The organism is Pseudogracilibacillus amylolyticus (SeqCode), from assembly GCF_051918545.1.
Lineage (GTDB): Bacteria > Bacillota > Bacilli > Bacillales > Amphibacillaceae > Pseudogracilibacillus.
Genome location: NZ_JBPPZG010000116.1, coordinates 1 through 12,849, shown reverse-complemented (window position 1 = coordinate 12,849; position 12,849 = coordinate 1). Strand labels below are relative to the sequence as shown.

General features: G+C 35.5%; 11 protein-coding genes. 2 read left to right on the top strand and 9 right to left on the bottom strand.

What is annotated here, in order from left to right:
• From ACPYKA_RS13040 to ACPYKA_RS13020, 5 genes are all read right to left on the bottom strand, one after another.
• A partial coding sequence (locus ACPYKA_RS13040; RefSeq protein ID WP_479542696.1) for a helicase-exonuclease AddAB subunit AddB occupies positions 1-1,433 on the bottom strand: 1,433 nt, incomplete at its 3' end.
• A gap of 226 nt (positions 1,434-1,659) precedes the next feature.
• Positions 1,660-2,274: a TVP38/TMEM64 family protein gene (locus tag ACPYKA_RS13035; protein ID WP_479542697.1), complete on the bottom strand. Its 615-nt coding sequence runs from the start codon at positions 2,272-2,274 to the stop codon at positions 1,660-1,662.
• 142 nt (positions 2,275-2,416) lie between these two features.
• Complete coding sequence (locus tag ACPYKA_RS13030; RefSeq protein ID WP_479542695.1) at positions 2,417-2,938, bottom strand: competence protein ComK; 522 nt, start codon at positions 2,936-2,938, stop codon at positions 2,417-2,419.
• Positions 2,939-3,134: 196 nt separating this feature from the next.
• The gene (locus tag ACPYKA_RS13025; protein ID WP_479542694.1) at positions 3,135-4,130 is read right to left on the bottom strand and encodes a lipoate--protein ligase; all 996 of its coding nucleotides are present in this window, start codon (positions 4,128-4,130) and stop codon (positions 3,135-3,137) included.
• Positions 4,131-4,191: 61 nt separating this feature from the next.
• Complete coding sequence (locus ACPYKA_RS13020) at positions 4,192-4,926, bottom strand: MBL fold metallo-hydrolase (protein ID WP_479542693.1); 735 nt, start codon at positions 4,924-4,926, stop codon at positions 4,192-4,194.
• Positions 4,927-5,094: 168 nt separating this feature from the next.
• On the opposite strand from ACPYKA_RS13020, the gene yhfH reads away from it, so the two are divergent.
• Positions 5,095-5,223, top strand: coding sequence for a protein YhfH (yhfH, locus tag ACPYKA_RS13015; RefSeq protein ID WP_336262019.1), 129 nt, complete (start codon positions 5,095-5,097; stop codon positions 5,221-5,223).
• 244 nt (positions 5,224-5,467) lie between these two features.
• On the opposite strand, the gene hemY is transcribed toward yhfH, so the two are convergent.
• From hemY to ACPYKA_RS12995, 4 genes are all read right to left on the bottom strand, one after another.
• Entirely contained in the window at positions 5,468-6,862 is a 1,395-nt protein-coding gene (gene hemY / locus ACPYKA_RS13010; protein ID WP_479542692.1) for a protoporphyrinogen oxidase, read from the bottom strand.
• Positions 6,863-7,312: 450 nt separating this feature from the next.
• The gene (gene hemH, locus ACPYKA_RS13005; protein WP_479542691.1) at positions 7,313-8,239 is read right to left on the bottom strand and encodes a ferrochelatase; all 927 of its coding nucleotides are present in this window, start codon (positions 8,237-8,239) and stop codon (positions 7,313-7,315) included.
• 21 nt (positions 8,240-8,260) lie between these two features.
• Positions 8,261-9,295 (bottom strand): uroporphyrinogen decarboxylase, encoded by a 1,035-nt coding sequence (gene hemE / locus ACPYKA_RS13000; RefSeq protein WP_479542690.1) that lies wholly within the window; start codon positions 9,293-9,295, stop codon positions 8,261-8,263.
• 167 nt (positions 9,296-9,462) lie between these two features.
• Positions 9,463-11,856, bottom strand: a complete 2,394-nt coding sequence (locus ACPYKA_RS12995) for a transglycosylase domain-containing protein (RefSeq protein WP_479542689.1) — start codon at positions 11,854-11,856, stop codon at positions 9,463-9,465.
• A gap of 164 nt (positions 11,857-12,020) precedes the next feature.
• Here ACPYKA_RS12995 and ACPYKA_RS12990 point away from each other — a divergent pair, with 164 nt between their 5' ends.
• Positions 12,021-12,521, top strand: coding sequence for an antibiotic biosynthesis monooxygenase family protein (locus ACPYKA_RS12990; RefSeq protein ID WP_479542688.1), 501 nt, complete (start codon positions 12,021-12,023; stop codon positions 12,519-12,521).
• The last annotated feature ends 328 nt before the right edge of the window (positions 12,522-12,849 follow it).

Below are 12,849 nucleotides of genomic sequence, written 5' to 3'. Positions count from 1 at the left end.
ACTTGGTTTCTGTAGCAATTGATTTTCGTCTCTGCTTCTAATTCACGATCTGTTTGTGCAGCTTCAGAAAATCCTCGAAAACGTTTGTATATCCAGTTCCCTTCTTGTAACCACTGTTTTTTTCCTCGGATTCCATACTCTAAACAATAGTTTTCTAGTTCATCAATCGCATCGATCGTTAAAGGATAGGTTTTATCCGCTGCAGGTATGAGACCCGTTTTTAACAATCGAAAAACAGCATCATAACGCCAATTTGATTCAATAACATCAAATAAGGAACGGATAAATTCGATTAATGGATGGTTTAACATCGTCCGTTTTTCATCGATAAAAACAGGAATATTATAATCTTTAAACATTGTACGAATTAAATCATGATACGTTTCTGTTTCTCTTACAAAGATTACAATATCTTTATAACGGTAGTTTTCGTCACGCACTAACCGTAAAATTTCTTGAATCACACCGTCCAATTCCGCCCTAGGATGTACCGCTTCATTTAGACTAATTGAGTTATTTGCTTTACCTGTATAGACAGGTGTTGGCCTGTCATCAAAAAACTTTTCCAAATGAAATAACTGAGAACTATCATCGAATCTCCCATACTCGGAGTTTAAGTGAATCGGCTCTTCGATAAAAATATCATGTTCATTTGCTATGTTACAAAGTCGATTATATGTTTCAGCTGTTTGATAAAAAAGGTCAAGTTCTGATAGTTCGTTCCCGAGATCAGTTGGATCCAAAGTTATTACAACATTCACCTGTTTACTTACCTTTAATAGTTCTGCAACAATCTCCAGTTCATTAGGTGTAAAACGATAAAACCCATCAATATATATATCCGCATCATGTAAAAATGAAGCACTGCTAATTTTATTTGCTAACAATTGTAATTGATCTTCTCCATCAATATATTTATTCTGCAGCAAAGCGGTTAACTCATGATAAATATAGTGCAAATCTGTCAACTTGTTCGTTAAAGGAACATTTTGCCCAATATAATGTAATTGTTCATGTAACATGTCTGGGGTAATACAATGTCTTTTAAACTCTGTAATAATACCTTCAAGTTCTTCGATAAACCCCTGCTTGTCCACTGCTTTTTGAAACATAGAAAAACTCTCCACTCGTTGATCAATGATTTTGCGTAACATCATTTGAATTCCTGTAGAGCTGATAAATTGTCTTGTACTTCCGCCCGTTTCCTGCAGAACTCGCCATGCCAATCTAGAAAAACTTACGACCTGAGCACGGATACTTCCCTTTATATCTTTCTCAAATAAAGCATATTCCTGCTGAAACGTCATTTGTTCCGGAACAATATAATATATTGGATGTCCGTTTGGATCAGAACGTAATTTTTCTTGAATTTCTTGAACAATACATTCAGATTTATCTGTATCTGCTCTTCCATATATAATTCGTAAACTCACTTTACTCCCCCGCCTTCTTCGTAATTTTCATAGCTTGTATTTTTTCTTTTTAGAGGATGTTCAAAAAGTCCGGTAAAAATGACACTGCGAATTTCTTCGTTGGCTTGTATCTCCGCTCCTTGAAAAAGGAAAGCACTTTTTCTGCGTGCTAGAGCGTTTGCTCATGTATCTAAATGCATACATTCCGCTGCTCGAAACTGCGCCGCCTTGAACTTCTTGGTCCTTTTTATCCTCCTTTTTGAGCACGTACTTTTAATAATTTTTTCTCTAAAAATTTACCAAATGTCCAAAATACTAAAATACAGATAGTAACAACGACCGTTTTAACCGGATTTTTAGCGAATTCCATAATGCTCGATCCAATATAGGCGATGGAAAAAATCATTACTGACTTCCCTAAAAGAACAGCCAAAACAAACTGTTGTTTGCTAACATTTGATAACCCAGCTACAATATTAATGACCGACGACGGTGAAAATGGAAAGCAGAGCAAAATAAACATTGGCCCAAAACCATGACGTTCGACCCATGAAGTAATTTGTTGCACTTGCTTATTCTGTTTGATTTTCAGCATTATTTTTTTATTACCAAACTTACGAATGAGTAAGAATACTAATATTGATCCAGCAGATGACCCAATCCAAGAATATAAAAATCCTTTGAAAAGACCATATGCTACACTATTTGCCATGACAAAAACAAATAAAGGTAAAAACGGTAAAAAAGCTTCAATAAATGGAAGTAATATTCCCGGTAGTGGTCCGAGCGCTTCATAGTTCTCCAATAGTTCGATAACAGTATCAAAATATTCACTTGCTTCTTCTATTGCTTCTGCTGACATAATATCCACGTTTTATGTGCTCCTTGAGAATTTGGCATCTAGTTTATATAATCCCTAATTTTTCATTTTACAGATTTATATTATATTATAAACTAAAAACGTGAATACATAATGTATTTTATTTGAACATTGATTTAATCGCTTATTCTTTATCCTTTTTTTTATTTTTAATCGCTTCTTTTAAGATTTTCATTCGTGTATCTAAAGAATAGCGAAATTGGGCAGTCCTCTGTAATTGATTCATCATCGAACCATAAGAAACATTAATAATAATGCGTCTACCGTTTTTAAAGATAATTTCAGTTTTTGTTTTTTCAATTGATTGTATGTCTTTAACGTGTGAGTGGGCGATCCAAGAGCATTCTACGTTGGAAGGGGAGGCCGTTGGAAAAAAATACATTCCGCTCGAAGGGTCAATGGCGATGGGAGCTTTATGAGTTATTCTGCTAATGTCTTTTGTACCTTCTAATCTTCCTTTTAAACTACTTCCAAAAAACTTACATGCTTCATCGATCATTTTTGTAGGGGTAGTATGTACGGTATATTCCTTTTTTTCTTCAAGTACAACGGTGTTTCTTGATCCTTCATCATCCTTTTCAGATAAAACTGCCATCGTTAATGGAGTTACCTCGTGTGAAATTATAATCATTTTTTCGTCAAACATAATTTTTCATCCTTTCTAAATTTGAATGAAAAATTAGGGATTATGTACCAATTTAGCATAAAAACTCACAAAAGCAAGTCAAAAGACCTAATTATCTAAAAAATTTTAATTTTCACAGGGTAATTTTGACTGAAATTATAATAAAAAAATCTGCATTTCTCGCTAAAAGTTAGAAAGAATGCAGATTCTTTTTCAACTAATAAATCAGGTTAATAAATTCTTCCTTCGTTATTCTTCCTAAATAATGTGGGATGTCCACATCTTGTAACGCTTCTTCGACTGCAGCTCTTTCATGGCGGACTCCAACTAATATCTGCTCAATATCTTCCACTTCCCCAAGTCCGAAAAAGTCGCCGTAGATTTTGCAATTTTCTATGGTCCCTTTTTTAACATCTAAACGAACATCTAATAAGCCAGAGGGGAACTTATGGGATGCCTTTTTATTGTATGCTGGAGATTTTCCAAAATTCCATTCCCATTTTTGATATCTGTTTCGCGAAATCTCATACACATTTTCCCAATCTTCATCTGTTAATTCATATCTTGGCACATCTGCAACATCATCTACATTAAAAATCGAACGTAAAATTAAGTTTTTAAACTCTTCCATCGACATTTCTTCTTCTAAATATTCAGCAATATTTGCGACTCTACTGCGAATTGATTTAATTCCTTTGGATTCAATTTTCTCTTTTTTTACATTCAATGCTGCAACAACATGCTCAATTTCAGAATCTAACATTAACGTTCCATGACTAAACATTCTGCCTTTCGTGGAGAATTGCGCATTTCCGGAAAATTTCCTGCCTTCAATGACCAAATCGTTTCTCCCTTCTAATTTTGCAGGTACTCCAACATCATTCAATGCTTTTACGACAGGTTCAGTAAATTTAGCAAAATTGTGGAAACTATTCCCATCATCTTTTGTAATAAAACTAAAGTTAAGATTTCCTTCATCGTGATAAACAGCTCCGCCACCGGATAAACGTCTCACTACTTTAATATTATTTTTTTCTACATATTCAGTGTTTATTTCTTCGATTGAATTTTGATTTTTGCCAATAATAATCGATGGTTTATTTATATAAAATAATAAATAAGTATCTTCTTCACCGAAGTTTTTCAATACATACTCCTCAAGTGCCAAATTTATATAAGGATCTGTAATTCCCTTATTATCAATAAACTTCATATTTACCAACTCCTTCAACATATAGTTTAAATGTTTTTTTCATTTTTGTAACATGGTATGCTTAATTTTTCTCCCAAACCATTCCTTCATGTGCGAGACTGATCTTTCCTTGATAAATATCGGCTGCTTCCTTAACAAGGTTTTTATGATCTCCAAAATGAGGTAAATGCGTTAAAATGACTTCACCTACATGTGCATTGTTTGCAATGGTACCTACTTCTGTGCTAGTCATATGGCCAGATGATGCTGCATCTTGCCCGGCATAAAAATTACATTCAGCTAAAAGCAAGTCCGCATTTTGGCAAAATTTAATCCATTCTTCCTGATAACCTGAATCAGCTGTATAAACAATTGTGCTAGTCCCATCTGTAATTCGCATTCCAAAACAAGGGACAGAATGCTTCGTTCTTAAAAAGCGGATGAAGAATGGACCTATTTTTAAAACATTATTTGGATTGTAGGCGATAGCTTTTGTGTAGTCGTGATTTAAGCTGTTAAACTGTTTTTCATCTTCATCATGTCCGTATATAGGTACAACCTCTTGATTATCCATAATATAAGACTGAACGAGAAGCGCATGTTGTAGTACACCTATATCAGCAATATGGTCTGCATGATAGTGTGATAGTAGTACAGCGGTAATATCTGTTATACTTTTATATTTTTGAAATTTAGACAGTCCCCCACTTCCAACATCGATAACGAGCATAAAGTCATCTTTCTCAAGAACATACATGGATGAAGCCTTGTCCACAGCTGGATAGCCACCCCAATAGCCGATAATAGTCAGTTTCAATTTCCACCCTCCAAATTAATAATGTTATAAAACAGTTCATAAAAACATAAAAAAAGTAAATTTTGTTGTAAAACAGTATTGACATTCCATCTATTGTTATAGTACAATACATATAACAAATCGATAGTTAAAGTTTTTAGCAAAAAGTCCTACAGAGGAGGAATTGATTTGGTTAATGTTATTGAATTTTTCAGAAACTTACCTAAGAAGAAATGTAAACACTGTGGTTATGAAATGGTTGAACAAGCTGACTGTTACAGCAATCTTTGTGATGATTGTAATCATCCAGCAAGATAACAATCAGCATTCAATCCATTTTTAACAATATTTTATAGTCTATTCTATAATAAGACTTCCTTTCCGGATGAAGCAACTAATACATTAGTTGCTTATTTTTTTTGGCAGAAAGCATACATAAAGATTAGAAAACTTGGCTTATCGCCAAGCCTTGGCGAAAGCCTTAGTTGCACTTATGCAGTAAGAAAGTTTTATACTTTCTTATCTGCTAAATAAAAGACTGCCACTTTGGACAGTCTTTCTGTTATTGTTCCGATATAAATTGTAACAGTTGTGTTCCTGCTTTTTCTCCTTGCTCAATACAGTCCGGTACCCCCACTCCTTCAAATGAAGCACCAGCTAGGAATACGCCTGGAAGATTTGTTGCAGCGTAATCTCGAATTGCTTTTATTCTGTCTAAATGACCAACAGTATATTGTGGCATCTTGTTTTTAAATCTACTAATTACTTTAAAATTCGGTTCACCTTTGATTTTCATAATTTTACGTAAGTCTTTTAAAACGATATCGACAATTTCGTCATCACTTAAAAAGGCAGCATCTGGATCATGAGGACCACCGACATAACTTCTAAGTAATACTTTTCCTTCAGGGGTTGTATGTGGCCATTTACGATGTGTCCAAGTACAAGCTGTAATTCGAAAATCACTGTTTCTTGATACAACAAAACCTGTACCATCGAGTTCTTTTTTAATTGCTTTTTGGTCATAAGCTAAAGCAACGTTTGCAACTGAAGTCGTTGGAATCTCCTCAACAGTTTTTAATGCTTCATGTTGGCTAAACATTTTTTGTAACGTTGTATGAGGTGATGTTACGATCATTGCATCTGCTTTATAAACTGTACCATCACTCAAAAGTACATGATACCCGTTTTCCTTTTTCTCGACGTGATCAACGGCAGTATTTAGCGAGATCACATCTTCTAATTGTCGTTCTAATTCCTTAACTAAAGATTCAAAGCCACCCTTTAAAGCATAAAAAATTCCTGGCTTCTTCTCTTTCGTTTTCGGTTGTTTTGGCATCGTTTTATTTAAACCTTTAATGAGACTACCATGTTTCTGTTCCAATTGGTAAAAGTTTGGGAAAGTGGCCATTAAACTCATTTCATCCACATCACCGGAGTAAATACCGGATAACAATGGTTCAATTAAGTTTTCTACTAATTCATCCCCGAAACGGCGGCGAAAAAATAGACCTAACGATTGATCGTCGCCTGCTTTTCCTTTTGGCTTAACAAAATCTAAACTCGCTCGTAATTTTCCTTTGACAGAAAAAAGTCCCGAAAATAAAAACGGTTGAACTTCTGTCGGGATTCCCATAAAAGAACCAGGAGGAATTTTATGTAGTTTTTTCCCAACTAAAATATGTGCTTGGCCAGTAGAATTTCGGACGAGCTCATCTGTTAGTCCTAGTTTCTCAACTAAGTCAACAGCGGGTTTTTTACGTGATAAAAATGAATCTGGTCCCCGTTCAATTGTAAACCCATCACGATGTACTGTTTCTATTTTTCCGCCTACTCGGTCTTCTGCTTCCACTAACTTTATTTTATATGGTAAATTTTTTGCTTTTATTTCTTCTTGGATATAAAAAGCGGAGGCTAAGCCCGTAATTCCGCCTCCGACTATTAAAATTTGTTTCATTTTACACCACTCATTTTCTAAGGATGTTTTCTTAAAAGTTTGAGACTACACTTCCGTTCGTCCCACCGAAAAAATTGTTGTCTATAATGCAAAATCCATAAACTGTGCAGTAAATTAGGTTAATTTTCTCTGTAAATATCTAAACAAAGTTGTGATATAAAATCCTCCCACAGGAGTCTCCGTGTGTTTCCTTCGCTGGGATTGCGCCTAAGAGCGTGGATTATCACTAATTATAGTGGTTGTTTGGAGCGTAGAACCGTTGACTCCTGCGGGAACAGCACGTGTCTGAAGACTCTGTAGGAAGCGGTTTTTGCTTCCGGAAGAGGCTGAAGCCGTGCCCGCGGAAAGCAACGGTTCGTAGCGGAAAACAACCTGAGCACTACTCAACAGTATCCTTCAACCACGAAGATTAAAAAGTAACAAATTTTACGAAAAAAGCTTTTTTTAGGATTACTTTAATTGCTCCAATACCACTTCAGCAAGTGTCTTGATAAATAATGGGTCTGTATTTGGCATTTCCGGTCTGTAGTAACTTGCACCAACTTCATCACATACTACTTTACATTCATAGTCATTATCATAAAGAACTTCTAAATGATCGGAAACAAATCCTACTGGTGCATAAATAAATGCTTTATACCCTTTTTCGTTAAATAAATCTCGTGTTAAATCTTGTACATCTGGCCCGAGCCAAGGTTCAGGAGTATTTCCTTCACTTTGCCAGCCTATCGCATAATTGGGCACACTTACCTTTTCGGCAATTAATTTTGCTGTTTTGGCAAGTTGATCCGGGTAAGGATCTCCACCTTCTAAAATTTTCTCAGGCAAGCTATGTGCTGAGACGATAAGTACCGAATTTTCTTGTTCTTCTGTTGGCATAGTCGCAAATGTTTTCTCAATTTCCCGAGTCCAGTATTCGATAAATCCAGGCTTGTCGTACCAATCAACAACCGAATAAATTTCTAAACCTTGTTTTTCGGCCTCTTCTTTCGCTCTGCCATTATACGATTTAACACTGAATGTAGAATAGTGTGGGGCTAGAACAATAGAAGCAATTTTCTTGTGCCCATCTTTGGCAATTTGCTCAACTGCATCTTCAATAAATGGTTCAATATGCTTCAAACCGATATACATGTCAAATTCATACTCGTCTTGCATGGAATTTAATGTTTCCTCAATTCCTTTTGCTTGGTCTTCGGTAATTTTTGCAAGTGGAGAAATACCACCGATTGCTTGGTAACGTTCAGTTAAGTCCTGTAAAGCCTCTTCCGATGGTTTTCTTCCGTGTCTAATATGTGTGTAATATCTTTCAATATCTTCCTCTTTATAAGGAGTTCCATAAGCCATAACTAGTAATGCTACTTTTTCTTTTCCCAAAATGTTCACCTCTTATCAAAATTATCGCGCAGAATATGTGCGAACAAGATGCGCTAATTTTTTCAATGTTTCTTGGGTAATATCAGGTGTAACGCCATGTCCTAGGTTAAATACATGACGACCATCCTTCATACCTTCATCTAAAATTGCTTTTGTACGTGATTCAATTGTATCCCAATCAGCAAGTAATATAGCTGGATCAAGATTTCCTTGCAATACTTTTGTTACTCCAATTTGACGTGCTTCTAAAATTGACGTTCTCCAATCTAATCCGATCACATCGACAGGGAGATCATTCCACTCCATAAGTAAATGTTTTGCCCCGATACCAAAAAGAATTAACGGTACATTTTCTTTTCTAAGTTCTGTGAAAATATGATCCATCGTTGGTTTAATAAACGTGCGATAATCATCTACATTTAAAGCACCGACCCAGGAATCGAAAATTTGTACTGCCCGAACCCCTGCATTGATTTGTGCCCGTACATAAACGATGATCATTTCTGCTAACTTATTCATTAATGTAAACCAAATTTTCGGCTCACTATACATAAGTGCTTTCGTTTTTGCATAATTTTTTGATGGTCCACCTTCGATCATATAACTTGCCAGCGTAAAAGGTGCTCCACTAAATCCTATTAACGGTACAGTTAGTTGTTCTTCTGTTAATAATTTAATTGTTTTTAATACGTAATCAATATCTTGCTCTGGATTTAACTCACCTAGAGCTTCCACGTCCTGTAACGTTCTTATTGGGTTATCAATAACTGGCCCAATTCCAGATTTTATTTCAACATCAATTCCCATTGCAGGAAGTGGAGTCATAATATCTTTATATAAAATAGCGGCATCTATACCATATTGTTCAACTGGAAGTCTTGTCACATAAGCACAAAGCTCCGGTTGATGCGTAATTTCAAATAAGGAATATTTTTTCTTTATTTCCCGGTATTCTTTTTGTGATCTTCCAGCTTGACGCATAAACCATGCAGGTGTATGACTTGTCTTCTCACCATTATATGCACGCAAAATTGTATCATTGAACTTCTTTGACATCTGTTATCATCCCTTTTCTTTTTCCATCCAATGTACTAATAACAAACAGACTTCCCATTAACACTATAAATGTTTTCACCCAAACTGTATAGCGACAGGCTATGTTTGTCAAAAACTTGTCTAAAATTCCCGTGACAATTTCGACAAAATTGTTTGAAATGATACGATTAAAACGTTAATTTTACCGTATTAGATCGTTCCCCTTCGACTTGTGCAACTGGATCATATGGCACAACAAAGTAGGTATTCGTTCTAAATATAGAAAAGTCTTCAACAATAAATTCATTCCCACCACTTACTTCGCCAATTAATTCATTTCCATCTTTCTTCTCTTCATAAATACGATAAACAATTCGCTCATCACCACTGTTTGTCCATTCCAATTTTCCTTTTAGTAATTTTAAGCCACCAAATATATAAGAGCTAGACAAATCGTTAATTTGCGGTAAGTCGACCGGTTCTTCCAAAGCTACCACATTATCAGGTTTTGTAAATGCAGTAACAACTGATTGTCTTTGGGCAAATTCAGATAAGATTTTTTTCGTTAATTCAGTTGGATATGCACTTCCACCTGTCAAATAATGATTTTCATCCGATTTATCGTACCCCATCCAAAGAGCTGTTACATATTCAGGTGTAAAGCCTACAAACCAAGCATCCTTTGATTCGCCTTCTACCGTCGGATGATCTGTTGTTCCAGTTTTTCCAGCTAACTCATACGGGTAAGAACCAGCTGTTCCTGTCCCACTTTCCACTACACTCATTAACATTTCAGTCATATTCCATGCAACTTGCGGTGAAAAAACTTCCGTTGTTTTTGGTTTTGCTGACGCGATTACTTCCCCTTTTTGGTTGTAAATTTCAGAAATTGTATGTGCCTCAATCATTTCTCCACTATGCACAAATGTACGATATCCTTGTACCATTTGCAGGGGAGTTAATCCTTCTGTTAACCCACCTAATGCTATACCAAGATCCTTATCCACAATTTCCATATTCATTTTCTCTAAATAAGATTTCGAGTAATCGATGCCGATCTCATTTAATAGCCATACGGAAGATGTGTTTTTTGAGTATTTTAGTGCGTCATAAAGTGAAACCGATCCTTCGTAATTGTCGTTGTAATTTCGGATTTTTTTCCCGTCCCATTCCTTTAACTCATCCGGAAGTGTAGAGTAAGGGTTGAATTTTTCAGTTTCTAATGCTGGAGCATATACTGCTAGAGGCTTCATCGTTGAACCTGGCTGCCTTTTTTCTCCATAAACACGATTAAGATTACGCATTACATAATCTCTACCGCCTAGCGCAGCAACAATACTTCCATCCTCCTGATCCATCATTACAAACGCACCTTCGACAGTTTCCTTGTCATTTCCCGGGAAATAGCCATCTTGTTGAAATTGGTCGAATGCAATTTGCTGAGCATCCTCATTCATCGAGGTAACAATCCGGTAACGATTCATTTTCAGTTCTTCCAATGTGATTCCATAAAGTTCTTCTGCTTCTTTGATAACCATATCAACAATTGTATGATAAGCGGGATTTATTTTTCGTTGCGCAATATTTAATTGTAATTCTTTTTTTGCCGATTCCTTCGCTTCTTCTTCTGATATATAACCTTCATTACTCATCGTTTCTAAGACAAGATTTCGTCTATTTAACGCCTTTTCTTCGTGGTCTATTGGTGAATATCCATTTGGTGCTTTTACCATTCCTGCCAAAAGAGCACCTTCTTCAAGAGTCAAATCACTTACAGATTTATAAAAATATTTATTGGCGGCAGCTTCAATTCCATATTGTCCTTGTCCAAAATAAACTGCATTCAAATACATTTCCAAAATTTCATCTTTCGTAAATTCTCTCTCTAAATATAATGCGATCATTACTTCTTTTGTTTTTCGAAGCCATGATTTATCATTCGTTAAATACAGATTTTTTGCTAATTGTTGCGTGATCGTACTTGCTCCTTCAACCTTACTTCTCGCAATTACATCACGATAAATCGCCCGCATAATTGATCTAAAATCAACTCCAGAGTGACTATAAAACCGTTTATCTTCTATCGCAACAAATGCATCTTTTACATGATCAGGAATTTCCTCCAGGTCAACCGGAAGCCTATATTCATCATATAAATACCAAATAATTTCGCCATCTTCTGTTTCTATCGTCGTAGGTGGAGAAATTGCCAGTTTATCTTCATCGGCGATTAATTTCCCCCCATATAAAATGGTCGTATAAGCAATTAATGCTAAAACAATTACCACACCAAGGGATAGTATAAAATGCTTGACTGAAAGGCGGAAACCTTTATTCTCATCTGTTGCCTTGCGTCGTTTTTGTCCTGTTTTTGTTTCGTCCGCTGTTTCATTCACAGCTTTCTCTCTACTAAATAATTTGTTTTTTGTTCTTACTAATAAATCTTTCGCCTTTTCTTTTACAATGTGAAACTGTTTATGCTCTTGGACGTTACGACGACGTATTCGCGATTTATCTTTGCCTTTATTTTTATGTCGATCCGATCTTCTTTTCGGTTTTGTCTCTCGTTCGTTTGAATCCATTTAATCACCTCAAGTGACTTTGTAAAAATAGTCACAAGTTATTATCTTTTTCTATTATACGACATTTATCGCATGTGAGGTAATATTCACGACGAAAATTAGCGTAGAATCATTTGACTATCATACTTACAAATAGGGTAATATAGAATCAAGGAGGGGGTTTTATGTGGGCTTTTATGACAACCGGTACTACCCAGGTTCTGAAAAAAATTGCCGATTCTCATCCAAAAATTAACTTTTACTTTATGAAAAAAGCTGGAACAACGCTTGCTTATTATGAGAACAATCGAAAAAAAGGTGTATTTGTCTCTGGAAGATCTTTTGAAGTACAAGCCAAATACGGCGATGTCAATAAAGAAGGTTTTGTTGTAATGGAAAATATACCTGTCATGGAAGATGGAGCTGCTGTATTTGAAGATCAAGTCAAAAAAAGGTTTCCATCAGTTAATAATGCAGCAGGTCTAGTTGCCGCAAGATTATTAAAGCAAAACAAACGAAATCATTATATTATTTTTACCCAATGGAAAACTGAACAACATTATCTTACTTGGCAAAAATCAGCTCTTTTTAAAGAAATGGACTTTGTCAATATGGCGAGACTACCGGCTTATTTTGCTGATCGACCTTATACAGCTTCTTATTTTATGATGAAAGAAGAAGAATAATTCGTTTATTTGGCCATGGATACACCTCCAAAACATCTCCTTTTAAAAAGTATGAAGAAATTAGATTTGGAAACTCTAATAATAATGCGTGTTCAAAAAGGAGGATAAAAAGGACCAAGAAGTTCGAGGCGGCGTAGTTTCGAGCAGCGGAATGTATGCATTTAGATACATGAGCAGCGGAGAAGCAAGCCAACGAAGAAATTCGCAGTGTCATTTTTACCGGACTTTTTGAACATCCTCTAATAATGAAAACATTATAAAGGATGATGTTCATGAGGAGAATTACTGCTTTCATCATAAAATTTATTATGATGACACTCGTTTTATG